Origin of the sequence: Neobacillus fumarioli NBRC 102428 (assembly GCF_001591485.1) — a bacterium.
Classification (GTDB): Bacteria; Bacillota; Bacilli; order Bacillales; family Cytobacillaceae; genus Neobacillus; species Neobacillus fumarioli.
Genome location: NZ_BCUZ01000005.1, coordinates 28876 through 53821, shown reverse-complemented (window position 1 = coordinate 53821; position 24946 = coordinate 28876). Strand labels below are relative to the sequence as shown.

Here is a 24946-nt window from a genome sequence, read left to right as displayed (position 1 = left end):
AGTATCTTGGCAAGAGACATTTAGGGAGAAGGTGCCGTGACTGAAAGCACCTTTATGGAAAGGTCAAGAGAAGTTCACCTCCTGAGTTGGCATCGGGACCGGTTCAGAACGAACTGTAAAGATGTACCGGCTAAAGAGCCGTTATTCCAATGAAGTGAACACAATACATACGTGTTTATAAGGGTGGTACCGCGATGATAACCTCGTCCCTTTTGGGGATGGGGTTTTTTTATTTGGTGCCTGACACCACTAAACAATATAAGGAGGATTCGACATGCAAGAAAGATTAAAGGAATTGCAGGCTGAAGCTATTCAGAAAATTGAACAGTCTTCAAGCTTAAAAGAATTGAACGACATTCGTGTCGCCTATTTGGGCAAAAAAGGTCCGATTACCGAAGTACTGAGAGGAATGGGCAAGCTTTCGGCGGAAGAACGGCCGATTATGGGGGCGCTTGCTAATGAAGTACGAGAAGCAATTGCCTCCCGTCTCGAAACAAAACAAGCAGAATTGGAAGCAGCTGCGGTACAAGCAAAATTAGCTTCAGAGACAATTGATGTCACATTGCCGGGCAGACCGGTCAAGGCTGGTAATCATCATCCATTAACAAGAATTATTGAGGAAATTGAAGATTTATTTATTGGCATGGGCTATGAGATCGCCGAAGGTCCGGAAGTAGAGCAAGACTACTATAACTTTGAAGCATTAAACTTGCCAAAAGGACACCCGGCCCGCGATATGCAGGACTCCTTCTATATTACAGAAGAAATCCTGCTCAGAACCCATACATCACCGGTACAGGCACGGACGATGGAAAAGCACCAGGGAAAAGGCCCGATTAAAATTATCTGCCCTGGAAAAGTATACCGGCGTGACAATGATGATGCGACCCATTCCCACCAATTTATGCAAATTGAAGGTTTGGTCGTCGGCGAGAATATTCGCATGAGCGATTTAAAAGGAACATTAGAAATATTTGCGAAAAAGATGTTTGGCGAAGACCGGGAAATCCGCTTAAGACCAAGCTTTTTCCCATTCACGGAACCGTCAGTGGAAATGGATATTTCTTGTAAAATATGCGGCGGTCATGGCTGCAGTGTTTGTAAGCAAACTGGCTGGATTGAAATTTTGGGCGCAGGTATGGTTCATCCGAATGTACTGGAAATGGCCGGCTATGATTCGAAGAAATACACTGGATTTGCATTTGGCATGGGGCCGGAGCGGATTGCAATGCTGAAGTACGGCATTGATGATATCCGGCATTTTTATACTGATGATATCCGGTTCTTAATGCAATTTGCCAAACATGAGTAGGAGGAGGAAGACGAATGTTCGTTTCATATAAATGGCTTCAGGAGTATGTCGATTTAACAGGAGTTACAGCAGACGAGCTGGCTGAAAAAATAACGAAAAGCGGAATTGAAGTAGAAGGTGTAGAGATTTTAAATAAAGGCATTAAAGGGGTTGTCGTTGGGCATGTGCTTGAACGTGAACAGCATCCAAATGCTGATAAATTAAGTAAATGCCTTGTCGATCTCGGTGAAGGGGAACCGGTTCAAATAATTTGCGGTGCGCCAAATGTCGCCAAAGGGCAGAAAGTTGCTGTAGCCAAGGTCGGGGCTGTTTTGCCGGGCAATTTTAAAATTAAAAAGGCGAAGCTTCGCGGCGAAGAATCAAACGGCATGATTTGTTCTTTGCAAGAACTGGGCATTGAAGGGAAAATCGTACCAAAGGAATATTCAGAAGGGATCTTTGTGTTTCCTCAAGAGGCGGAAGTGGGGGCTGACGCCATAGCCTTATTGGGCAGGGATGATCAAGTGCTTGAACTCAGCCTGACACCAAACCGTGCTGATTGTTTAAGTATGCTTGGCGTAGCTTATGAAGTTGCCGCGATTCTTGGCAGAGACGTCTTGCTTCCGGAATCAAATCTCGAGCCAACTGCCGAAAAGGCAGCGGATTATGTAAAAGTAACGGTAGAAGCACATGAGGATAATCCGCTATATGCCGCCAAAATCATTAAAAATGTCAAAATCGGCCCTTCGCCGCTATGGCTACAGGCCCGGTTAATGAATGCTGGAATCCGTCCGCATAATAATGTGGTCGATATTACGAACTATATTCTTTTGGAATATGGTCAGCCTTTGCATGCTTTTGACTATGACCGTCTTGGCTCTAAAGAAATCTTGGTCCGCCGGGCACATGACGGAGAGAAATTGGTGACCCTTGATGATATGGAGAGGACCTTGACTTCTGATCATCTTGTTATAACCAATGGAACAGAGCCTGTGGCTCTTGCTGGGGTGATGGGCGGCGCCAATTCCGAAGTGACATCCGATACGACAACCGTATTGTTAGAAGCAGCCTATTTTAACGGACAAACGGTTAGAAAGGCTTCAAAAGACCACGGGTTAAGGAGCGAAGCCAGCGCACGTTTTGAAAAAGGGGTGGATCCGAACCGCGTTCAGCTAGCCGGGGAAAGGGCCGCCTATTTAATGGCAAAATTCGCCGGCGGTGAAGTATTAGAAGGAACAGTAATGGTTAACACCCTCAAAGTTGAACCGGCAGTTGTTTCCATTACTCTGGAAAAAATCAACCGCGTACTTGGTACCGGTCTAGAGATGAGCCAGGTAAAAGATATTTTTGACCGTTTGCAATTTGAAGCAGCCATTGAAGGAGATACGATTACCGTAACAGCTCCGACACGCCGCGGTGATATTAAAATTGAAGAAGATTTAATTGAAGAGGTTGCCCGCCTATATGGCTATGACAATATCCCAAAAACCTTGCCAGTTGGTACGGCATCAGGAAAATTATCTGCATACCAAAAGAAACGCCGGGATGTCCGCAACTTTTTAGAAGGGGCAGGCTTATATCAGACCTTTACTTATTCGTTGACAAGTGAAGAAAAAGCGGCGCAATTTGCCCTTGAAACCCGCGAGGCGATCCGCCTGGCAATGCCGATGAGTGAAGACCGTAGTGTTCTGCGCTTAAGTATCATTCCGCAGCTATTGGAAGTAGTTAAATACAACAGCGCCCGTCAAAATGACAGTTTGGCAGTCTATGAAACAGGCAATGTCTTTTTATCCAATGGCAAGGAAGTACTGCCAGATGAAGAAGAGCATGTGGCCGCAGCTATTACGGGTCTATGGCACAACCACTCATGGCAGGGCGAGAAAAAGCCGGTAGATTTCTTTGTATTAAAAGGAATTTTGGAAGGAATGTTCGAAAAACTTGGACTTAACGACCGAATTGAATTTGTTCAGGCACAAGTAGAGGGTATGCATCCAGGCCGTACAGCTGAAATTCGTTTGAATGGCACGAAAATTGGTTTTGCCGGTCAAGTGCATCCAAATGTCCAAAAAGATCTTGACATAAAAGATACGTATGTATTCGAACTATCCTTAAAGGCCTTGCTGGCTGAAAACGCAGAACCTCTTTTCTACGAACCGATCCCACGCTTCCCGTCCATCACAAGAGACATTGCTCTTGTCGTAAACAAAGAAACGGTGTCAGGCACCTTGAAAGAAATTATTGTAACAGAGGGGGCACCGTTTTTGAAAGAGGCTCATGTTTTTGACCTATATGAAGGCGACAAGATGGAGGAAGGCAAGAAATCCATTGCGTTCTCACTGAAATATGTGGATACGGAGCGGACGTTGACGGATGAAGAGGTAACGAAGGTTCATGAAAAAGTGCTGGCTGCATTGGAAGAAAAAGCAGGAGCTGTACTAAGGGGATAGTAGGCAATAAAAGAGGAACTGATTTTCGTTCAGTTCCTCTTTTTATCGGCAATCGCCAATGCTTTATCTGTATTAGCAAAATGCATCTTTACAAAAGAAGGGAGACAGGAACGTCCTTTTGTCATAATTAGCTTTGCTGCTGCTTCGTCAACAAGGGAGCCGGCACCTTTTGGAAGCGGAAAGCCTGCTTCTTCACTGAGCTTATCCATATAGTGAATAAATGCATAGCGCGCAAGTATGCTGGCTGCGGCAACGGCTAAATGGATTCCTTCTGCTGTGGTGCTGAAATAGACCTTTTCTCTTGCAATGTTTTTTTGCCCTTTTATATGCTGATAATAGGTACTTTCTTGAACGAATTGGTCAATGAGAATCGCATCAGGTTTTTCCGGGGCGATTTTTTCAAGCACCTTGCAGATCGCCTGATTATGAAGGAGGGCCTTCATTTTTCCTTGTGACATCCCTTGCTGCTGCACTTGATTATATTTCTCGTTTCTTAAGGTCATTAAGCTAAAGGGAACCACATCCTTAATCACTTTGGCGATCTCAGTAATTTTTTCATCCCCCAAATCTTTCGAATCGCGTACGCCAAGTTCTTTCAGAAGGGGAATCTGCTCCTTTTTCACGAAGGCCGCGACCACGGTAATCGGGCCGAAGAAGTCTCCCGTACCTACTTCATCCGAACCAATGACAGACAGCGTGCTAATGTTAGCTGGAAGTCCGCCTTTTCTGGGGTTGGAGGTTGACGGCTTTTTAGCGAGATTTGCACTCCCCCATTTACCAGCCTCTGCCTCGCAGTTATTTCCCTGAAACATTACTTTCCCCGATTGATAGGCAGTAATCATGCAGGATGGCGTTTTGGCAGCAAACACACTGTATGGCGGGGTTTTTGTTAAAACATACTTTCCATAATAACTTTTCATTTCCATGATCGTATCTTTATCACAAACCAAAACAACATTACCCAAAATAATAGCACCACATTTCTTCAAAAAATTTTTTCATCATTGGTTTAACTTTTCCACTCACTGCACTTCATGTTATGATATAGTGTAGGATTCTTTGAAAGGGGCATTCACATTGTCAAATAGGGAGAAAAATAGAATAACCGTTGATATATACGGACAACAATATGTGATTCTAGGTACAGAAAGCCCAAGCCATATTCGGCATGTCGCGATGCTCGTTGATGATAAAATGCGCCAAATCAGTTCCAGGAATCCGGGATTAGATGTTAACAAACTCGCTGTATTAACAGCGGTGAATGCAGTCAATGATTATCTCAAAATGAAGGAACATCTGGAACGGCTGCAAATAGAACAAGAAAAGGAATAGTTAAACATGCTTGATTTAGTCATTATTTTATTTTTGATTATTGGTTTTTTTGTTGGTCTGAGAAGAGGATTTATTCTGCAGCTCATCCATATAACTGGCTTTTTTATTGCCTATATTGTAGCTTATTTATACTACACCCAGCTTGCTGAGAAATTAACGTTATGGATCCCTTATCCTAAGTTTGGCGATAACACGATGTTAAAAATATTAACCCAATCTCCTAATATGGAAACCGCTTTTTATCGGGCAATTGCCTTTGTCATCATCTTTTTGGCTGTAAAAATATTGCTGCAGATTATTGGCTCTATGCTGGACTTTATTGCCCAACTGCCCATCTTACGAATGTTAAATATTTGGGCCGGAGGCATATTAGGTTTCCTGGAAGTCTATTTGGTTATCTTTATTTTATTATACATTGTTGCTCTTTTACCAATAGAATCTTTCCAAACGGCATTGGACCATTCAAGCATAGCGAAAGCAATCGTGAACGATACCCCGGTTCTTTCCGGGCAAATCAAGAGCTGGTGGATGGAACAAAGGCTCTCATCAACTTCTCTGTAGCAGAGAAGTTTTTCTATTAATACCCCAATAATAGGTAAATAATAACGAACAAGGCAGGGGAACTTTATGGAAATCACGAAAAAAGAGATTGTTCGGCACTTGGAAATGATTTCGACCTATATGGAACTAAAAGGGGAAAACTCATTTAAGGTTTCCGCATTTCGCAAGGCTGCTCACAGCTTGGAAGCAGATGAACGAATGCTTTCGGAAATTGAAGACTTCACATCGATTCCAGGGATTGGCAAAGGGACAGCCGCTGTGATCAATGAATATATAAACAAAGGAGACTCTACTGCGCTCAAAGAACTGAAACAAGAGGTTCCCGCCGGATTAATTCCTTTATTGCAACTTCCGGGTCTCGGCGGCAAAAAAATTGCCAAGCTCTATCAAGAGCTGGGGATTACCGATATTTCAAGTTTGAAAGCGGCATGTGAGGCAGGGCAAGTTCAAAATCTTCCCGGATTCGGCAAAAAAACCGAGGAAAAAATTTTAAGTGCGATTCGTGAGGTCGGCACACGGCCGGAGCGGTTACCTGTTGCTTATATGCTGCCAATTGCTGAAATGATCGAAACAAGGCTTGCCGAAATGAAAGAAATTAAACGCTTTTCCCGAGCAGGAAGTTTAAGAAGAATGCGTGAGACGATTAAAGATCTTGATTTTATCATCGCCACCGGCAAACCAGGAGTCGTGAAAAAACACCTGCTTAAATGGCCGGATATCAAAGAGGTAATCGGTGCCGGTGATACGAAGGTTTCGATCATATTTGCGTTTGATTATGATATTTCTGTCGATTTTCGGCTGGTCAAACCGGAGGAATTTATCACGACTTTGCATCATTTTACAGGTTCAAAGGAACATAATGTCCGCATGAGGCAGCTTGCGAAAGAACGCGGGGAAAAAATCAGTGAATATGGTGTGGAGAACATTGAGACGGGAGAAGTGTTGACGTTCAACACAGAGGAGGAATTTTTCAATCATTTTGGTCTGCCGTTTATTCCGCCTGAAATCAGAGAAGACGGCAAAGAAGTGGATACTTTTTCATCTGATGAAGAGTTAATAAAACTATCAGATATTAAAGGCGACCTCCATATGCATTCCACCTGGAGTGACGGGGCCCACTCAATTGAAGAAATGGCTGAAGCTTGCCGGGCGCGTGGGTATCAATATATGGCAATCACGGACCATTCGCAATATTTGAAGGTGGCAAACGGACTTACACCCGAACGGCTCCTGAAACAACGGGAAGAAATCAAGAAACTAAATGAAAAATATGATGATTTTCTGATTTTGTCCGGGGTAGAAATGGACATTTTGCCAGATGGTACGCTTGATTATGATGACGAATTATTAGGGGAAATGGATTTTGTCATTGCCTCGATCCACTCCGCTTTTTCCCAGCCAAGAGAAACCATTATGGAGCGGTTAAAAACGGCTTTGAAAAATGCCCAAGTCGATTTAATTGCCCATCCAACCGGCAGGAAAATTGGCCAGCGAGAAGGATATGATGTGGATATTGACCTGTTGATTCAACTGGCAAAAGAAACAAATACGGCCCTTGAATTAAACGCGAACCCCAACCGGCTAGACTTGAATGCGGAATATTTGCGAAAAGCACAAGAAGCAGGGGTCAAAATTTTAATCAACACAGATGCCCATAAGGTGGATACATTGAAACATATGGAAATCGGTGTCGCCGTGGCAAGAAAGGGCTGGATAAAAAAATCATCTGTTTTAAACGCCCTTGATCAGGATGATTTACTTCAATTTTTGCATAATCGAACATAAGAAGGATGATCTCCATGCATGATAGAGTTTTAAAAGTATTAGAATTTACGAAAGTACGCGAGCAGCTTTTAGTCCATGTTGCTTCAACACTTGGTCAAGAAAAAATAAACAATTTGGTGCCTTCACGCGATTTTGCTGAAGTCGTCAGGCTTCAAGAGGAAACCGATGAAGCGGCAACGGTTATTCGCATTAAAGGGCATGTTCCGTTATCGGGAATTCATGATATTAGGCCACATATTAAACGTTCGGTGATTGGCGGGGTTTTAAGTCCTCATGAACTAGTGCAAATTGCAAGCATCATTCATGCAAGTCGGCAGATGAAACGGTTTATTGAGGAAATCGCCGAGGAACGGACAGAGATTCCGATTTTACTTGAACAAGTTGCCCAAATTGTTCCGTTAACAAATTTGGAACAGGACATTAAGCAAGCAATTGACGAAAGCGGTGAGGTGCTGGATGGAGCAAGCGAGCTTCTGCGTTCATTGAGGATTCAGCTTTGTGCAAATGAAGCGCGGATCCGTGAAAAATTAGAAAGCATGATTCGCTCATCAAGCGCACAAAAAATGTTGTCCGATAGTCTTATCACCATCCGTAATGACCGTTTTGTAATTCCTGTTAAGCAGGAGTATAGAGGACATTATGGCGGAATTATTCATGATCAAAGTGCTTCTGGTCAAACACTGTTTATTGAGCCTCAGGTGATTGTGCAGCTGAATAATCAGCTTCAAGATATAAGAATCAAAGAACAAGTAGAAATTGAACGGATCCTTACAGAATTGTCCGCGAAAACGGCAGAACATGAAGGAGAACTGCAAACAATCGTTCAAGTAATGGCGAATTTGGATTTTATTTTTGCGAAAGCCAGATACGGCAAGGAAATAAAAGGGTCGAAGCCTTCGATAAATCATGAGGGCAGAATCGTTTTATATAAAGCAAGGCATCCGTTAATCCCGCTTAACGATGTAGTGGCAAACGACATTATTCTTGGAAAAGACTATACGGCGATTGTGATCACAGGTCCAAACACTGGAGGAAAAACGGTCACATTAAAAACATTGGGATTATGTACATTAATGGCCCAGGCAGGATTGCAGATTCCAGCCCAGGATGGTTCCGAGCTTGCTGTTTTCGATGCTGTTTATGCCGATATCGGTGATGAGCAGTCGATCGAGCAGAGCTTAAGTACGTTTTCCTCCCATATGGTGAATATTGTAGATATTTTAAATCGGGTAGATGGAAACAGTCTTGTCTTGTTTGATGAACTAGGAGCCGGAACTGATCCGCAGGAAGGAGCAGCTTTGGCCATTTCGATTTTGGATGAGGTTCATCGAAGAGGCGCGAGGGTGGTTGCCACCACTCATTATCCCGAATTAAAAGCCTACGGGTATAATCGCGAGGGTGTATTAAATGCCAGCGTAGAGTTTGACGTCGAGACACTTAGTCCGACTTATAAACTGCTCTTGGGGGTGCCGGGTCGAAGTAATGCGTTTGAAATTTCAAAACGTCTCGGATTAAACGAAAGTGTAATTGAGGCCGCGCGTTCCCATGTCAGCGAGGATACAAATCAAATTGATAAAATGATCGCCTCACTGGAAGAAAGCAAGCGGCAGGCGGAAACAGAAATGCATGAAGCACGTGAGCTTTTAAAACAGGCGGAAAAGCTTCATCGGGATTTGCAAAAGCAAATGATGGAGTTTTACGAGAAAAAGGATGTCATGTTGGAAAAAGCGAGAGAACAAGCGGAATCCCTTGTCGATGAGGCGAAAAAAGAAGCGGATAAAGTGATCCGTGACCTCCGCAAAATGAGAACAGAAAAACATGCCGAGATCAAAGAGCATGAATTAATTGAAGCAAAGCGTCGCCTTGAAGAAGCGGCACCGGAAATAAAGAAAACAGAGAAACAAAATGGAAAGAAAACAAAAACACATACATTTATGCCAGGGGATGAAGTGAAAGTTCTTACTTTTGATCAAAGAGGCATTCTGGTTGAGAAAGTTTCCGATAATGAATGGCAGGTCCAAATCGGTATTCTAAAAATGAAAGTTAAAGAAAAAGATATGGAGTATTTGAGCACTCCAAAACAAGCGGAAACAAGGCCGATGGCGATTGTCAAAGGCAGGGACTCCCATGTGAAGATGGAACTAGATCTACGTGGAGAGCGGTATGAAGATGCATTATTAAAGGTCGAAAAGTATATTGATGATGCTCTCCTGGCAAATTATCCCCGTGTGTCCATCATTCATGGAAAAGGTACAGGAGCTTTAAGGCAGGGAGTTCAAGAATACTTAAGGAATCACCGTCAGGTTAAGAATATTCGTTTTGGCGAAGCGAGCGAGGGAGGCACCGGCGTAACGGTCGTGGAATTTAAATAAAATTCTAAGAGCAGTGTCAAGGCAAGGGAGACTTTAGAAACGTGGAAACATTAGCCAAAGTACTTATCGGATTATGTGTTGTTTTCGTACTGATTGGAGTCATTTATTTAGGATTCTTTGCGAAATAAAACGAGTGTTTTATTTCGCAAAGAATATGTTAAAATAGTTTAAAAACTTTTTTCGTATTTCTTGACAGAAAAGAAGATGAAAATTATTATAAAAATATGAATGATGATTCATTCATAATATCGGTATATACTTTTCTTCAAAGGGGGGGATCACATTGAAAAAGGCAAAGCCGAAGTATATGCAAATCATTGATGCGGCGGTGGTTGTCATTGCTGAAAATGGCTATCATCAGGCCCAAGTTTCCAAAATTGCCAAACAAGCCGGTGTGGCTGACGGCACCATTTATCTTTATTTTAAAAACAAAGAAGACATTCTCATCTCTCTCTTTGAAGAAAAAATGGGAGTTTTCGTAGAAAAAATAGAAAAAAACATAGAGGGAAAATTGACTGCAACAGAGAAGTTATTAGTGTTAATTGAAACTCATCTAAGTTTATTATCTGAAGATCATCATCTTGCAATTGTCACCCAATTGGAATTACGGCAGTCCATTAAGGAATTGCGGTTAAAGATTAACAATGTTTTGAAGGGATATTTGCAGGTGATTGACAAAATTTTAATAGAAGGTAAAGAGACTGGAGAGTTTTCAAAGGATCTCGATGTTCGTCTTGCCCGGCAAATGATATTCGGTACGATTGATGAAACCGTTACATCTTGGGTGATGAATGAAGAAAAGTATGATCTTAAAGCCCTGGCTCCACAAATCCATCGTATGTTTATTAAAGGGTTTGGCAGCTAAAAGTACTTTGGGTAAAGAAAGAGGAGGGAGAATGATGGACTATTTAAAATGGTCTAAAGATGAAGCAATTGCCACCATTACGATCTCAAGGCCGCCGGCAAATGCCCTTTCACAAGGTTTATTAAAGGAATTGTCGGACGTTTTGGATGAAATTGAACCAGACCGCGAGATCCGGGTTATTGTGATTCATGGTGAAGGTAGATTTTTCTCGGCAGGAGCCGATATTAAAGAATTTACTACAGTTGATTCATCCGCGGGATTTACCAATCTTGGAACAACTGGGCAGAATTTGTTTGACAGGATGGAAAAATTTCCGAAACCGATTATCGCTGCGATTCATGGTGCAGCCCTTGGTGGCGGGTTAGAACTGGCAATGGCCTGCCATATCCGCTTGGTTAGTGAAACAGCCAAACTGGGGCTTCCAGAGCTGCAGCTTGGCCTAATACCGGGATTTGCCGGAACACAGCGCCTGCCGAAATATATCGGTACTGCCAGAGCCGCTGAAATGATGTTCACATCCGAACCAATTACAGGTGCCCAAGCAGCCCAATATGGTTTGGCAAACCATGCGTATCCCGAAGAAGATGTATTGGACCAAGCATATAAACTCGCTCGAAAAATTGCCAAAAAGAGCCCTGTATCGGTTCAAGCCGTTATTCAGCTCTTAAACTATTCAAAAACCCATGAGTTTTATGAAGGAATGAAGAGAGAAGCGGAGCTGTTTGGCGAAGTCTTCACCTCCCGTGATGCGAAAGAAGGCATTAAGGCATTTATTGAGAAACGGGAGCCTCAATTTAAAGGGGAATAAACTTCTCCATCAAAGAAGTTTAAAAATATTTTTTTTGTGGATAATTTTCTTAATCTTTCAAACTTGTAAAATGTTTGAATTTATCAGGAGGGAATGATTTCGATGAACATTTATGTATTAATGAAAAGAACCTTTGATACGGAAGAAAAGATCGTCTTAAGCGGCGGAAAAATCAATGAAGATGGAGCCGAATTTATCATCAATCCTTATGATGAATATGCAATTGAAGAAGCAATTCAGGTACGCGATGCTCACGGCGGTGAAGTAACGGTTATTTCTGTAGGCAATGAAGAAGCTGAAAAACAATTGCGTACTGCCCTTGCAATGGGAGCTGATAAAGCTGTCCTTATTAATACTGAAGATGATATTGAGAATAGTGACCAATATACCACTGCCAAAGTTATTGCCGAATATTTAAAAGAAAAAGAGGTTGATTTAATTTTAGGCGGCAACGTTGCCATTGACGGCGGAACTGGACAAGTTGGCCCTCGTGTAGCTGAACTGTTAAACATCCCTTATGTAACAACCATTACAAAACTGGACATCGATGGCACGAAGGTAACCGTTACCCGCGATGTTGAGGGAGATTCTGAAATCATCGAAACAAGTCTTCCGTTATTAGTAACAGCACAGCAAGGCTTAAACGAGCCGCGTTATCCCTCTTTACCGGGAATTATGAAAGCGAAGAAGAAGCCGCTTGAAGAATTGGAATTGGATGATTTGGATCTTGAAGAAGATGATGTGGAAGCAAAAACCAAAACGATTGAAATTTTTCTGCCACCGAAAAAAGAAGCAGGCAAAGTCTTATCCGGTGAGCTAACAGATCAGGTGAAAGAGCTTGTTTACTTGCTTCATACGGAAGCAAAAGTAGTCTAAGGAAATCTGATTTATAAAAATTGCATGCAGGAGGTAAATCTAACATGTCCAGAAAAGTATTAGTATTAGGTGAAGTTCGTGAAGGATCCTTACGTAATGTATCTTTTGAAGCGATTAGTGCAGCCAAAACAGTTGCAGAAGGCGGCGAAGTAGTAGGGGTTTTAATCGGGGATGCTGTAAGCGCTTTAGGATCTGAATTAATTAAATATGGTGCAGATCGGGTTGTGATCGTAGAAGACGAAAAATTGAAACAATATACATCTGACGGTTATTCACAAGCACTGCTTGCAGTCATTGACCAGGAAAAACCGGAAGGAATTATTATAGGTCATACTGCTCTTGGCAAAGACTTGTCTCCAAGAATTGCCGGAAAATTATCCTCCGGTTTAATTTCAGACGCAACGGCAGTAGAAGTGGCCGGTGGAAACGTTGTGTTTACAAGACCGATCTATTCCGGTAAAGCCTTTGAAAAGAAAATTGTTACAGACGGTATCATTTTTGCGACGGTCCGACCAAATAATATTGCCCCATTGGAAAAAGACGAGTCCAGAAATGGTGAGGTTGCTTCTCTTTCTGTTGATATTAAAGATCTTCGTACCATTATTAAAGAAGTAGTGCGCAAAGCTGCAGAAGGTGTTGACCTAAGTGAAGCGAAAGTCATCGTTTCCGGCGGGCGCGGCGTGAAAAGTGCAGATGGCTTTAAACCGCTAAAAGAGCTTGCGGATGTTTTAGGGGGTGCAGTAGGTGCATCACGCGGTGCATGTGATGCCGAATATTGCGATTACTCCATGCAAATAGGGCAGACTGGTAAAGTTGTTACACCTGATCTTTATATTGCCTGCGGTATCTCCGGTGCAATTCAGCATCTTGCCGGTATGTCCAACTCAAAAGTAATCGTTGCCATTAACAAAGATCCGGAAGCGAACATCTTCAAAGTGGCAGATTACGGGATTGTAGGCGACTTGTTTGAAGTAGTACCGATGTTAACGGAAGAGTTTAAAAAGCTGAAAGTTCATTCATAATTAGAAAAGCGCAAGGCGCCCGCCTAGCGGCTTGTGACCTCAAGCCGCTGGCGTCTGGAGCTGGACAATTTTCGAAGTAGAAATTATACTTTATCTTATCTTTTATAAAGCGAGCGGATCACCGCTCGCTTTTACATGTCGGAATATCCAATAGGATATTGGGAACATTAAATGGCGAAACATATTATTAGCGTGTTTTTCCAAACAATGTTATACTTTCCGTAGTATTGAAAGTTATTTTAGGAGGTCTATAAAGAATGGCAATTTCAAACGTAACCGACCAAAACTTTTCGGCTGAAACAAGTTCCGGCCTTGTGCTTGTTGATTTCTGGGCTCCATGGTGCGGACCATGCAAAATGATTGCTCCAGTTCTCGAAGAGGTTGATGCCGAAATAGGCGATAAAATAAAAATTACAAAGCTTAATGTTGATGAAAACCAGCAGACTGCTGCTAATTTCGGAGTCATGAGCATTCCTACCTTGCTAGTCTTTAAAGATGGCGAAGTGGTAGATAAAATGGTCGGCTTCCAGCCAAAAGATGCTTTGGTAAGCGTACTGCAAAAGCATTTCTAAATTTGGAAAGATAAAACCTTAGCCGGAAAAAAGCGGCTAGGTTTTTTTTTACACTTTTTTTACCAAACTGGTTGTTTTACAATTTAAAGAAAGAATGATGGAGAGGAGAGCGGCCGCTCATGAATGAAATAATAAAGCAAAAGCTTACGCTGCTGCCGGATCAGCCTGGCTGCTATTTAATGAAAGACCGGCAAGGCACCGTCATTTATGTCGGTAAGGCAAAGGTGCTTAAGAACCGTGTCCGCTCCTATTTTACTGGATCACATGATGGGAAAACATTAAGACTTGTCAATGAAATTGAAGACTTTGAATATATTGTTACTTCATCCAATATTGAAGCACTCCTTCTTGAATTAAATTTAATCAAGAAATACGATCCAAAGTACAATGTCATGCTGAAAGACGATAAAAGCTATCCGTTTATTAAGCTGACAGCAGAACGACATCCGAGACTAATCATTACAAGAAAAGTTAAAAAAGATAAAGGAAAATACTTTGGACCATATCCGAATGTAGGGGCAGCAAATGAAACAAAGAAACTGCTTGACCGGATTTATCCGCTTAGAAAATGTTCCACCTTGCCGGACCGTGTCTGTTTATATTACCATCTTGGCCAGTGCCTGGCACCTTGTGTAAATGATGTGTCAGAAGTACAGTATAAACAGATGACAGATGAAATCACCCGTTTCTTAAATGGCGGTTATAAAGAAATAAAACAGGAGCTAACTGAAAAAATGACAGCCGCCGCTGAGGAACTTGATTTTGAGCGGGCAAAGGAGTACCGCGACAAAATTGCTCATATTGAAACGATCATGGAAAAACAAAAAATCACGATGACCGATTTCACTGACCGTGATGTGTTCGGCTATGCTGTCGACAAAGGCTGGATGTGCGTGCAAGTCTTTTTTGTCCGTCAAGGGAAGCTGATCGAGCGGGATGTTTCAATGTTTCCTATTTACAACGAACCCGAGGAAGAAATGCTGACATTTCTTGGGCAATTTTATCAAAAGGCCAATCATTTTAAGCCGAAGGAGATAATCATTCAGGATGAAATCGATCTTCGGATGGCAGAAGAGTTGCTTGAAGTAAAAGTGCTGCAGCCAAAGAAGGGGCAAAAAAAGGACCTCGTCAAAATGGCGATTAAAAATGCGAAAATTGCCTTGAATGAAAAATTTTCGCTTATTGAAAAAGATGAAGAAAGAACGATAAAGGCTGTTGAAAATTTAGGAAAGTTTTTGGGGATCTATACGCCGCATCGCATTGAGGCTTTCGATAATTCCAATATTCAAGGGACAGACCCGGTATCGGCGATGGTCGTATTTACGGATGGTAAGCCGGACAAAAGAGAATACCGGAAGTATAAAATTAAATCGGTTACAGGCCCGGATGATTATGAATCAATGAGGGAAGTAACAAGGAGGCGGTACTCAAGGGTATTGAAGGAGGGGCTACCACTTGCAGATTTGATTATTATTGATGGCGGAAAAGGCCATGTCGAAGCTGTGAGGGATGTTTTGGAAAATGAATTGGGTTTGGATATTCCTCTTGCCGGACTGGTGAAGGATGACAAACACCGAACATCACAGCTTCTGTTCGGCGACCCTTTAGAAATTGTTCCCTTGGGGCGGAACAGTCAGGAATTTTACTTATTGCAGCGAATTCAAGATGAGGTTCATCGATTTGCCATTACGTTCCACCGTCAAACCCGCAGCAAAAGCGCCTTCCAATCCGTACTTGATGATATTCCGGGAATAGGCGAGAAACGGAAAAAATTATTGCTGAAGGAGTTTGGTTCGGTAAAGAAAATGAAAGAAGCAAAATTGGAGGAATTTACGTCAATAGGTATTCCAGAACCGGCTGCCAAAGAATTAATGAAAAAACTCCAATCGCAGTCATTGTCATAAAAAACATGCTATGCTATAATTAAGAAAAATTTCATATACTATCACTTTTACGTGTTAAAGTGAAGGTAGAGGCGCGGGCTTCAAGAGTAGGGATTCAGAGAAGGATGAGTTTCGATGAGGAATTTTGAAAGGGGATGTCCGCCGAAGTGGAGAAAGACTCATGGCTTTCTTCGCTGGTCCTGTGTTGAATAAATACCGGACTGTCAAGACGTAACGTCTTGGAGAGCTATCTTTCATTGTATACACACAAGATATTTTTTTGTGTTTAAAAAGCAATGGGATGGTCTCCTATTGCTTTTTTTGTATTCAGGGAAAGATAAGTTAATCGAATGATTGAAAGAAGGAGAAAATATGGGGTTAATTGTTCAAAAATTTGGGGGAACTTCTGTCGGTAGCATTGAGCGAATCTTACATGTTGCAGAAACGGTAAAAGCCGAGGCAGAAAAAGGAAATCAAGTAGTTGTGGTTGTGTCCGCCATGGGGAAGACAACAGATCAGCTTGTCAGTATGGCAAAGAAGGTTTCTCCTCAGCCAAATAAACGGGAAATGGATATGCTTCTAACAACTGGCGAGCAAGTGACCATTGCGCTATTGTCTATGGCATTAATTGAAAAAGGCTTTGATGCTGTATCCTTCACGGGCTGGCAGGCGGGAATTGTGACAGAGCCTGTCCACAGCAATGCGAGGATTGCCAAAATCAAGACAGAGGCAATCAAAGAGCAGCTTCAGGCTGGGAAAATAGTCATTGTCGCAGGATTCCAAGGAATTACCGAGGACGGCGAAATTACAACACTTGGTCGCGGAGGCTCCGATACAACAGCCGTTGCGTTAGCGGCCGCTTTAAAAGCAGATAAATGTGATATTTACACAGATGTTACTGGAGTTTTTACAACAGATCCGCGATATGTGAAAAATGCCCGTAAATTATTATCAGTTTCCTATGATGAAATGCTTGAACTTGCAAACCTTGGAGCAGGTGTGCTTCATCCAAGAGCGGTAGAGTTTGCCAAGAATTATCAAGTTCGGCTTGAGGTTCGGTCAAGCATGGAGAAAGTTAGAGGTACGATTATTGAGGGGGAAGCTCGAATGGAACAAAATTTAATCGTGCGCGGCGTCGCATTTGAAGATGAGATCACAAAAGTAACGGTATTAGGTCTGTCAAATTCTTTAACAAGTCTGTCAACGATTTTTACTACTTTGGCGCAAAATCATATTAATGTAGATATCATTATTCAAAATACAACGGAATCAGGCACAGCCAATTTATCATTCTCGATTCGCACAGAAGATTGGATGGAAACAGTAAATGTTCTGGAAAATAATAAAGCAGAGCTGGGATACGAACAATTGGATGCGGAAAATAAATTAGCAAAAGTATCCATTGTTGGCTCCGGAATGATTTCAAACCCCGGTGTCGCTGCCAAAATGTTTGCTGTCCTTGCCGAAAACAACATCCCAGTCAAAATGGTCAGCACTTCTGAAATCAAAGTCTCGGCCGTTGTGGAAGAAAAAAATATGCTGAAAGCAGCAGAACTTCTACACGAAGCCTTCGAATTATCAAAAGAAAGCTACTAAAAAACAAATAGGTGTCAGGCACCCGGTGCCTAACACCTATTTATTATTGTCTAGCTTCAGCGGCCTTACCTTTTCTTATTCCCATTTCACTGTAAATTGAACTTTGTTGGATTTTTTCACTGGATGTTCAAAGGCTTCAGCTGCGCTTACTTGTTTCTGCTGTTCGATTTGCTGGGCAAGGAAACCGGCTTCGAGTTGAAAATAATGTTCGGCTTTAGATTTTACCCGTGGTGCAATCAGCGGGCTGATTAATTCAAATTCCAACTCGTTTCTCGATTCTTTACGAATTATAAGCTCTCCCCATGTTGCCTTCGCAAAAAAGTCAATCAATTGCTCATAATCAGTCAAAGGGAATTTTCGGGCAAGATTTTTGCCAGCCCAATATAAAATTTCATAAGTGTCTTTCCCTAAAATATCAGGAATCAGAATATCCCTGATTAATTCATAACCAAAAATAGATATAGTTCTTGGCTCGCCGGAATGGAACGACTGTTCTAAAGCAGCACTTTCTTTCACACGTTTCCCCTCTTTCTATCATTCTATTATATACGAAGTGGGTGAGGAATCAGAACAGTTTTTTGTATCATTTCAAAATGGCCATTTATTATTTTACAATACATTATCTTGTTTTCCATCATAATTATCTTTTACTAAAATGAAAAAATCTCACCCGTAAGATTTTGGTAATTTATGTTAGATTAAAGATTATCTGCAAGTAAACGCTTTCAAATGAATTACTTGGAACAGAACTTCAATTATAATATCAATATATTTTAATCACTTTCCCATTTCTTTAAGATTTGTGTATTCGGTTTCTTGACGCTCTATAATGTGAGGAGTAAAATGAACATGTCACATAATTGTCACATTGATGCTAAGTTGTGGTTTATTCAAAAAGGGAATAACTTAACATCATGTTAAAAATTAAAAGGGGGTAAATCAATGGCAGGAAATCGCGAGTTTTTTAATCGAAGATTGCATTCTCTGCTAGGGGTCATTCCGATTGGCTTATTTTTGTGTATTCACCTTGTAGTCAATCATTTTGCAACAGGAGGTTCTTCGTCTTTTAACCGTGCAGCAAATTTCATGGAGAGTCTGCCGTTTCTGCACATTCTTGAATGGATCTTAATTTTCTTACCGTTATTATATCATGCGATCTATGGGCTTTATATTGCCTTTACTGGTACAGCCAATGTCGGCAGATTCGGCTTCTTTAGAAACTGGATGTATTTGCTTCAGCGGATCACGGGTGTAATCACCCTTATTTTCGTTGCATGGCATGTTTGGGAGACTCGAATTGCTATGGCATTTGGCACAGCGCTTAATTACCAAATGATGCATGACATTCTATCATCGCCATTTATGTTTGGTTTTTACGCGGTAGGGGTTGTTTGTGCTATTTTCCACTTTTCAAACGGATTATGGTCGTTCATGGTTAGCTGGGGAATTACCGTATCACCCCGTTCACAAGTTATTTCTACGTATGTAACTATGATCATTTTTGTAGTTCTTTCAATCGTAGGAATTCAAACCTTGTTTGCATTTGTTTGATCGGTATGAAGTTATTTTAAAGTACGGAATTATTATTGAAAATTATGGAACGGAACATTTTTAGATTAAGGGAGTGAGTCAAGATGAGTAAAGGAAAGGTGATTGTAGTCGGCGGCGGATTGGCTGGCTTAATGTCAACCGTTAAAATTGCCGAACATGAAACCCATGTAGACCTGTTTTCATTAGTGCCAGTTAAACGGTCTCACTCTGTTTGTGCCCAAGGTGGTATTAATGGAGCAGTCAATACAAAAGGTGAAGGGGACTCCCCGTGGATTCACTTTGACGATACAATTTACGGCGGTGACTTTTTGGCAAACCAGCCTCCAGTAAAAGCAATGTGCGAAGCAGCACCTGGTATTATTCACTTATTTGACCGTATGGGAGTTATGTTCAACCGTACTCCAGAGGGGTTATTGGACTTCCGGCGCTTTGGTGGAACACAGCACCATCGTACAGCGTTCGCTGGAGCGACAACTGGCCAGCAATTACTTTATGCATTAGATGAGCAAGTACGCCGGCATGAAGTTGCTGGTTTAGTTACAAAATATGAAGGATGGGAATTTTTAGGCGTAGTCATTGATGATGAAGGGGTTTGCCGCGGAATTGTGGCCCAAGATTTGAAAACGATGGAAATCAAGTCATTTGTGGCAGATGCCGTCATCATGTGTACAGGCGGCCCTGGAATCATCTTCGGGAAATCGACAAACTCTATGATTAACACAGGTTCGGCAGCATCGATCGTTTATCAGCAAGGGGTTTACTATGCAAATGGTGAAATGATTCAGATTCACCCTACTGCTATTCCTGGTGACGATAAACTTCGTCTCATGAGTGAATCTGCTCGTGGTGAAGGCGGCCGGATTTGGACATACAAGGACGGAAAGCCTTGGTATTTCTTAGAAGAGAAATATCCTGCTTATGGAAACCTTGTACCGCGTGATATTGCGACAAGGGAAATTTTCCATGTTTGTGTGGACCTGAAACTTGGGATAAATGGGGAGAATATGGTTTACCTTGATCTTTCCCATAAAGATCCGCATGAATTGGATGTAAAACTGGGTGGAATTATCGAGATTTATGAAAAATTTGTTGGCGACGATCCGCACAAAGTGCCAATGAAGATTTTCCCAGCAGTTCACTATTCAATGGGTGGTCTATGGGTTGACTATGACCAAATGACAAATATTCCAGGTCTGTTCGCTGCTGGTGAATGTGATTATTCACAGCACGGAGCAAACCGTTTAGGTGCCAACTCATTATTATCTGCCATTTATGGCGGTATGGTTGCCGGTCCTAATGCTGTCAAATATATTGAAGGACTTGAAAAGAGCTCAGATGCTATTTCTTCTACTGTATTTGATCGTTATCGGAAAGAGCAGGAAGAAAAGTGGAATAAGATTATGTCAATGGATGGAACAGAAAATGCGTACGTTCTTCACAAAGAACTTGGAGAATGGATGACAGATAATGTTACCGTTGTTCGTTACAATGATCGTCTGTTAAAAACGGATGAGAAAATTCAAGAACTGCTGGAACGTTATGAAAACATCAACATTAACGATACAGCAAAATGGAGCAACCAAGGTGCATCCTTCACCCGTCAATTAAAGAATATGCTTCAATTGGCACGTGTTATTACACTTGGTGCTTATAATCGGAATGAAAGCCGCGGTGCCCATTATAAACCAGAATTCCCTAAACGGAATGACGAAGAGTGGTTAAAGACTACAATGGCTAAATTTGTTGATGAGAAATCTGCCCCGGCATTCCATTATGAAGATGTCGATATTTCTTTGATTCCGCCGCGTGAACGCGACTATACAAAAAAACACTAAGGAAGGGGAGTAGGAAAAAAATGGCTGAAACAAAAACCGTAAAATTTATTATAACTCGTCAGGATAGTCCAGACTCTGCCCCTTATGAGGAAGAATTCGAGGTTCCATACCGCCCGAATATGAACGTCATTTCAGCACTGATGGAGATCCGGAGAAATCCAGTAACCACTAAAGGGAATAAAACCGCTCCAATTACATGGGACATGAACTGTTTAGAGGAAGTTTGCGGTGCTTGTTCAATGGTCATTAACGGCAAGCCACGCCAAGCTTGTTCGGCCCTTGTTGACAAACTGGAGCAGCCAATCCGCTTGGCTCCGATGAAAACATTCCCGGTTATTCGTGACCTTCAAATTGACCGGAGTAGAATGTTTGATTCTTTGAAAAAGGTTAAAGCATGGATTCCGATCGATGGAACGTATGATTTAGGTCCTGGTCCACGTATGGCAGAAACAAAACGCCAATGGGCATATGAATTATCTAAATGTATGACTTGCGGTGTCTGCTTAGAAGCATGCCCGAACGTTAACAGCAAGACGAACTTTATGGGACCGTTTGTCTTCGGACAAGTCCGATTATTCAATGCACACCCAACAGGTGCGATGAATAAAGCCGAACGTTTAAATGCATTTATGGAAGACGGAGGCATTCAAGGTTGCGGAAATTCACAAAACTGTGTACAAGCATGTCCAAAAGGAATTCCACTTACCACTTCCATTGCTGCAGTTAACCGTGATGCAACTATCCAGTCATTTAAAAACTTCTTTGGCAGCGACCAAATTTAAGCTGGAAAAACCTTCTTTTCAAGAATTGAAAAGAAGGTTTTTTCTTATAATATAAGAATTTATAAAATAGATTTCGAAAATTGTCCAGATCCAGATTTTATAGGACAACCGTATATTTTTTCCAAAATTTCGTTCTCTTCTTGGAAATCCAAGCACTTCAAGGCTTACGCTCACATATGATATGGTGACTAAATATATACCCACCCCACGGTTCATTACTGGCGAAGGCAAGGAGGGTTAGAATACTTGAAGGAGAACGATTATAATCATAAACCGCTACTCACCAAACGTGAAAGAGAAGTATTCGAACTGTTAGTACAAGATAAGACAACGAAGGAAATCGCTGGGGAACTCTTTATAAGCGAGAAAACGGTTCGGAATCATATTTCCAATGCCATGCAAAAGCTTGGCGTAAAAGGGCGATCTCAGGCAGTTGTAGAGCTCCTTCGCATGGGAGAGCTAGAACTTTAACAATGGCCGGTTTCCATTTTGGAGGCAGGTTTATATTCAAGGAATGGCTAACACAAGCCCTCACCCCAAAAAAGTGGTGAGGGTTTGTGTTTATCAAGGTTTATAGCTAATATTTCCTGTCATCTAAGGACATGATTGAAGGTGTTTCGGCTTGAAATTTTTCCGAAAAAGAAGGACAATAAGGACAAGCTAAGACTAATTGAATCATTTATTAGTAAAATTTGAGGGGAAATATACAAATGAAACTCGAAGACTCCCAAAAAGTAAATCAGGAAGTTGTCGCCAAAATTGAAAAAGATCTACGTTATATTTCCGGAATTATTAAGCAAAAAGGCAGGGAATTGTTGAATGATTATAAAATAACCCCGCCGCAATTTGTTGCCTTGCAATGGCTATTTGAAGACGGAGATATGACAATCGGTGAACTTTCGAATAAAATGTATTTGGCTTGCAGTACAACAACTGATCTTGTTGACCGGATGGAAAAAAATAAGCTTGTAGAACGGGTAAAGGATACTGAGGACCGTCGTGTCGTCAGAATTCATTTGCTTGAAGAAGGAAAGAGAATTATCGATGAAGTGATCAAGAAACGTCAGGCTTATGTAGAAGTTATTCTAAAAGACTTTACGGCAGAAGAAATTCAACATCTTCAAAACAATTTAGAGAAAATGCATCAAGAAATGCGACAAAAATGAGGCGAGTAGTTTGAATCAAGCAATTGGTGTTATCGATTCCGGGGTTGGCGGATTGACAGTTGCCAAAGAGGTTATGAGGCAACTACCAAATGAGAAAGTCATCTACTTAGGAGATACAGCTCGCTGCCCCTATGGTCCAAGATCGACCAGAGAGGTGAAAAGATTCACCTGGGAATTGACCCGTTTTCTGTTAGACAAGAATATTAAAATGCTGGTGATTGCCTGCAATACGGCAACAGCAGCGGCTCTTGATGAGATTCGCGGCGAATTAAAAATCCCTGTCCTTGGCGTCATCAATCCAGGGGCCAGAGCAGCCATCAAACGGACAAGGAATTACAGGGTTGGGATTATTGGTACAGAAGGAACCATTAAAAGCGGGGCCTATGAAAAAGCATTGAAATCGTTAAATTCCAGGCTGTTTGTTGCAAGTCTTGCGTGCCCTAAATTTGTTCCGCTTGTTGAAAGCGGTGAATACACAGGCCCTATTGCTGAAAAAATTGTGAACGAAGCACTCAAGCCGTTACTAGCACAAAATCTAGATACGCTTATTTTGGGCTGTACCCATTATCCGTTATTAGAACCGTTAATCAAAAATGTCATGGGAGACCCTGTCCATGTTATTAGTTCAGGGGATGAAACAGCCAGGGAAATCAGTGCCATTCTTCAATATAATGGACTGCTGGCAACCGCGGACACAGAACCTGAACATGAATTTTTTACAACGGGATCTAGAGGAATATTTGCGAAAATTGCTTCCCAATGGCTGGGAACTCCCATTCCTCATGTAAAAAAAATAAAACTAAAGTGAAGAGCTCCCAGATAGGGGTTCTTCTTTTCTTTTGCAAAAAATTCTCTAAAAAATGGTCTAATTTTCTCCAAGGCTCGTATACATATTAGTACAAACTGTCTGAAGGGGGAAAAATATGTCTAGAAATAAAGCGAAAATCCTGAGTGTAACTGTGCTCACATCAACAGTTGTGCTATCTGGGTGCGGCTTGTTCGGATCGGAAACGAAACAGAAAATAGACCCGCCCAAAACAGTGACGGTTGTAGATCAAAAAGCCAGCAAGGATCCAACTGCAAAAAAGAACAATGCAGCTGACACAGTAAAGACAGAACTCTATTTGATTGATAAAAATGGCTATGTGGTTCCTCAAACATTGAATTTACCGAAGATAAATTCCATTGCGAAGGAAGCACTTCAATATTTAGTTAAGGGTGGACCGGTTACCAATATGCTGCCAAATGGTTTTAGAGAGGTGCTGCCTGAAGATACCCAAATGACGGTAAATATTGATAAAGATAACAAGGTCGCTACTGTTGATTTTTCTAATGAGTTTAAAAACTATCAGCCTGATGATGAGCAACGAATTCTCCAATCTATAACCTGGACTCTCACACAATTTAAAGACATTAATTCAGTAAAGCTCAAGATGAACGGACATGAGCTGACAGAAATGCCTGTGAAAGGAACGCCTATCAGTGATAACTTAACGAGAGCAGCCGGTATTAATATCGATACAAATGATGTTGCGGATATTACCAATACAAGGCCGGTAACGGTTTATTTTGTCGGTGGGCAAGAGGGCGGCTATTACTATGTTCCTGTTACTCGGAGGGTCAGCAATACTGAAAAGGATCCGATTACAGCTGCTGTTAACGAATTAATCAAGGGGCCGAGCCCGAAATCCAATTTAGTCTCGGAGTTTATGCCGGATGCCAAATTGCTTGGTACACCAAAGGTGGACAACGGCCAGGTAACACTAAACTTTAATAAAAATATTTATGGTAGCTTTAATAAAAATGTTATTTCCCAAGCATTGCTAAATGAACTCGTGCTGTCTTTAACAGAACAGCAGGGTGTGCAGAAAGTAGCGGTTCAGGTTGATGGAAAAGCAGATTTAAAGATTGATCAAGGTAAAAAGCTAACCGAGCCGGTAACTCGCCCGGAAAAAGTAAATACAGGTAGTTTCTAAAAATATATTTTTGATATACTATATAATGACAATCAAAGAGGTTGGCTTAAGGCCGCCTCTTTCTTATTGAAAGGAAACTATAAATTAAACGGAGTGTGGATAACTTTCGAAGTTATTTGAATCCAGCTCCAGCGCCTAGCCCCTCGTGATAAAAACCATGCACTAAAAGTCTAGAGACCAGACTTTTAGTGCAAAAGAACATTTGCCTGGCTACAGAAAGCTATCG

At 41.6% G+C, this 24946-nt stretch carries 22 protein-coding genes, 1 riboswitch and 1 other annotated feature (1 of these 24 cut by a window edge); of the genes, 20 read left to right on the top strand and 2 right to left on the bottom strand.

Annotated elements, in window-relative coordinates; all coding sequences use genetic code 11:
* Positions 1-214: a binding site (T-box leader), on the top strand; it begins 21 nt to the left of the window's first position.
* A gap of 60 nt (positions 215-274) precedes the next feature.
* Together pheS and pheT are read left to right on the top strand one after the other, a co-directional pair.
* Complete coding sequence (gene pheS / locus BFU02S_RS02140) at positions 275-1312, top strand: phenylalanine--tRNA ligase subunit alpha (protein WP_066365951.1); 1038 nt, start codon at positions 275-277, stop codon at positions 1310-1312.
* Between the two features lie 14 nt (positions 1313-1326).
* Entirely contained in the window at positions 1327-3738 is a 2412-nt protein-coding gene (gene pheT / locus BFU02S_RS02135) for a phenylalanine--tRNA ligase subunit beta (protein ID WP_066365949.1), read from the top strand.
* A 29-nt stretch (positions 3739-3767) separates the two neighbouring features.
* Here the strand turns inward: pheT and rnhC are convergent, their stop codons facing one another.
* Positions 3768-4703 (bottom strand): ribonuclease HIII, encoded by a 936-nt coding sequence (gene rnhC / locus BFU02S_RS02130; protein WP_066365947.1) that lies wholly within the window; start codon positions 4701-4703, stop codon positions 3768-3770.
* A gap of 112 nt (positions 4704-4815) precedes the next feature.
* On the opposite strand from rnhC, the gene zapA reads away from it, so the two are divergent.
* The 11 genes from zapA (at position 4816) to BFU02S_RS02075 (ending at position 17410) form a co-directional block, all read left to right on the top strand.
* Entirely contained in the window at positions 4816-5070 is a 255-nt protein-coding gene (zapA, locus tag BFU02S_RS02125) for a cell division protein ZapA (protein WP_066365946.1), read from the top strand.
* Positions 5071-5076: 6 nt separating this feature from the next.
* The gene (locus BFU02S_RS02120; RefSeq protein ID WP_066365944.1) at positions 5077-5631 is read left to right on the top strand and encodes a CvpA family protein; all 555 of its coding nucleotides are present in this window, start codon (positions 5077-5079) and stop codon (positions 5629-5631) included.
* A 66-nt stretch (positions 5632-5697) separates the two neighbouring features.
* Complete coding sequence (gene polX / locus BFU02S_RS02115; RefSeq protein ID WP_066365941.1) at positions 5698-7416, top strand: DNA polymerase/3'-5' exonuclease PolX; 1719 nt, start codon at positions 5698-5700, stop codon at positions 7414-7416.
* 14 nt (positions 7417-7430) lie between these two features.
* Positions 7431-9788: an endonuclease MutS2 gene (locus BFU02S_RS02110; protein ID WP_066365938.1), complete on the top strand. Its 2358-nt coding sequence runs from the start codon at positions 7431-7433 to the stop codon at positions 9786-9788.
* Between the two features lie 283 nt (positions 9789-10071).
* Complete coding sequence (fadR, locus tag BFU02S_RS02105; protein ID WP_066365935.1) at positions 10072-10653, top strand: fatty acid metabolism transcriptional regulator FadR; 582 nt, start codon at positions 10072-10074, stop codon at positions 10651-10653.
* 34 nt (positions 10654-10687) lie between these two features.
* On the top strand, positions 10688-11461 hold the full coding sequence (locus tag BFU02S_RS02100) for an enoyl-CoA hydratase (RefSeq protein WP_066365931.1): 774 nt from the start codon (positions 10688-10690) through the stop codon (positions 11459-11461).
* A gap of 102 nt (positions 11462-11563) precedes the next feature.
* Positions 11564-12337, top strand: a complete 774-nt coding sequence (locus tag BFU02S_RS02095; RefSeq protein ID WP_066365924.1) for an electron transfer flavoprotein subunit beta/FixA family protein — start codon at positions 11564-11566, stop codon at positions 12335-12337.
* 44 nt (positions 12338-12381) lie between these two features.
* Entirely contained in the window at positions 12382-13359 is a 978-nt protein-coding gene (locus tag BFU02S_RS02090) for an electron transfer flavoprotein subunit alpha/FixB family protein (protein WP_066365921.1), read from the top strand.
* Between the two features lie 257 nt (positions 13360-13616).
* Positions 13617-13931: a thioredoxin gene (trxA, locus tag BFU02S_RS02085; protein ID WP_066365918.1), complete on the top strand. Its 315-nt coding sequence runs from the start codon at positions 13617-13619 to the stop codon at positions 13929-13931.
* A gap of 119 nt (positions 13932-14050) precedes the next feature.
* Positions 14051-15835: an excinuclease ABC subunit UvrC gene (gene uvrC, locus BFU02S_RS02080; protein ID WP_066365917.1), complete on the top strand. Its 1785-nt coding sequence runs from the start codon at positions 14051-14053 to the stop codon at positions 15833-15835.
* Between the two features lie 58 nt (positions 15836-15893).
* Positions 15894-16072: riboswitch (Lysine riboswitch) on the top strand.
* Between the two features lie 114 nt (positions 16073-16186).
* Entirely contained in the window at positions 16187-17410 is a 1224-nt protein-coding gene (locus tag BFU02S_RS02075; protein ID WP_066365915.1) for an aspartate kinase, read from the top strand.
* Between the two features lie 75 nt (positions 17411-17485).
* Here the strand turns inward: BFU02S_RS02075 and BFU02S_RS02070 are convergent, their stop codons facing one another.
* Positions 17486-17926 carry a YslB family protein gene (locus tag BFU02S_RS02070; RefSeq protein WP_066365910.1) on the bottom strand — a complete coding sequence of 147 codons (441 nt, stop codon included), beginning with the start codon at positions 17924-17926 and terminating at the stop codon, positions 17486-17488.
* 426 nt (positions 17927-18352) lie between these two features.
* Between BFU02S_RS02070 and BFU02S_RS02065 the strand changes: the two genes are divergently transcribed.
* The 7 genes from BFU02S_RS02065 to BFU02S_RS02035 all read left to right on the top strand — a co-directional run bounded on the left by BFU02S_RS02065 (position 18353) and on the right by BFU02S_RS02035 (position 24720).
* Entirely contained in the window at positions 18353-18961 is a 609-nt protein-coding gene (locus BFU02S_RS02065; protein ID WP_066365907.1) for a succinate dehydrogenase cytochrome b558 subunit, read from the top strand.
* An 83-nt stretch (positions 18962-19044) separates the two neighbouring features.
* Positions 19045-20796: a succinate dehydrogenase flavoprotein subunit gene (gene sdhA, locus BFU02S_RS02060; RefSeq protein ID WP_066365904.1), complete on the top strand. Its 1752-nt coding sequence runs from the start codon at positions 19045-19047 to the stop codon at positions 20794-20796.
* 20 nt (positions 20797-20816) lie between these two features.
* Positions 20817-21578, top strand: a complete 762-nt coding sequence (gene sdhB / locus BFU02S_RS02055; protein ID WP_066365901.1) for a succinate dehydrogenase iron-sulfur subunit — start codon at positions 20817-20819, stop codon at positions 21576-21578.
* Positions 21579-21824: 246 nt separating this feature from the next.
* Positions 21825-22049, top strand: a complete 225-nt coding sequence (gerE, locus tag BFU02S_RS02050; RefSeq protein WP_007087335.1) for a spore germination transcription factor GerE — start codon at positions 21825-21827, stop codon at positions 22047-22049.
* Between the two features lie 239 nt (positions 22050-22288).
* Positions 22289-22744 (top strand): MarR family winged helix-turn-helix transcriptional regulator, encoded by a 456-nt coding sequence (locus BFU02S_RS02045; RefSeq protein WP_066365899.1) that lies wholly within the window; start codon positions 22289-22291, stop codon positions 22742-22744.
* Between the two features lie 10 nt (positions 22745-22754).
* Complete coding sequence (gene racE, locus BFU02S_RS02040) at positions 22755-23552, top strand: glutamate racemase (RefSeq protein WP_066365897.1); 798 nt, start codon at positions 22755-22757, stop codon at positions 23550-23552.
* 115 nt (positions 23553-23667) lie between these two features.
* Positions 23668-24720, top strand: a complete 1053-nt coding sequence (locus BFU02S_RS02035) for a GerMN domain-containing protein (RefSeq protein WP_066365895.1) — start codon at positions 23668-23670, stop codon at positions 24718-24720.
* Positions 24721-24946 lie beyond the last annotated feature (226 nt).

What these genes read in the sequence shown, in the direction of transcription:
- BFU02S_RS02090 (WP_066365921.1), top strand. Translation starts at nt 12,382, where the DNA reads ATGTCCAGAAAAGTATTAGTATTAGGTGAAGTTCGTGAAGGATCCTTA.
- BFU02S_RS02095 (WP_066365924.1), top strand. Translation starts at nt 11,564, where the DNA reads ATGAACATTTATGTATTAATGAAAAGAACCTTTGATACGGAAGAAAAG.
- uvrC (WP_066365917.1), top strand. Translation starts at nt 14,051, where the DNA reads ATGAATGAAATAATAAAGCAAAAGCTTACGCTGCTGCCGGATCAGCCT.
- pheS (WP_066365951.1), top strand. Translation starts at nt 275, where the DNA reads ATGCAAGAAAGATTAAAGGAATTGCAGGCTGAAGCTATTCAGAAAATT.
- BFU02S_RS02035 (WP_066365895.1), top strand. Translation starts at nt 23,668, where the DNA reads ATGTCTAGAAATAAAGCGAAAATCCTGAGTGTAACTGTGCTCACATCA.
- trxA (WP_066365918.1), top strand. Translation starts at nt 13,617, where the DNA reads ATGGCAATTTCAAACGTAACCGACCAAAACTTTTCGGCTGAAACAAGT.
- polX (WP_066365941.1), top strand. Translation starts at nt 5,698, where the DNA reads ATGGAAATCACGAAAAAAGAGATTGTTCGGCACTTGGAAATGATTTCG.
- sdhB (WP_066365901.1), top strand. Translation starts at nt 20,817, where the DNA reads ATGGCTGAAACAAAAACCGTAAAATTTATTATAACTCGTCAGGATAGT.
- BFU02S_RS02075 (WP_066365915.1), top strand. Translation starts at nt 16,187, where the DNA reads ATGGGGTTAATTGTTCAAAAATTTGGGGGAACTTCTGTCGGTAGCATT.
- BFU02S_RS02120 (WP_066365944.1), top strand. Translation starts at nt 5,077, where the DNA reads ATGCTTGATTTAGTCATTATTTTATTTTTGATTATTGGTTTTTTTGTT.
- BFU02S_RS02110 (WP_066365938.1), top strand. Translation starts at nt 7,431, where the DNA reads ATGCATGATAGAGTTTTAAAAGTATTAGAATTTACGAAAGTACGCGAG.
- BFU02S_RS02045 (WP_066365899.1), top strand. Translation starts at nt 22,289, where the DNA reads ATGAAACTCGAAGACTCCCAAAAAGTAAATCAGGAAGTTGTCGCCAAA.
- BFU02S_RS02100 (WP_066365931.1), top strand. Translation starts at nt 10,688, where the DNA reads ATGGACTATTTAAAATGGTCTAAAGATGAAGCAATTGCCACCATTACG.
- BFU02S_RS02065 (WP_066365907.1), top strand. Translation starts at nt 18,353, where the DNA reads ATGGCAGGAAATCGCGAGTTTTTTAATCGAAGATTGCATTCTCTGCTA.
- sdhA (WP_066365904.1), top strand. Translation starts at nt 19,045, where the DNA reads ATGAGTAAAGGAAAGGTGATTGTAGTCGGCGGCGGATTGGCTGGCTTA.
- pheT (WP_066365949.1), top strand. Translation starts at nt 1,327, where the DNA reads ATGTTCGTTTCATATAAATGGCTTCAGGAGTATGTCGATTTAACAGGA.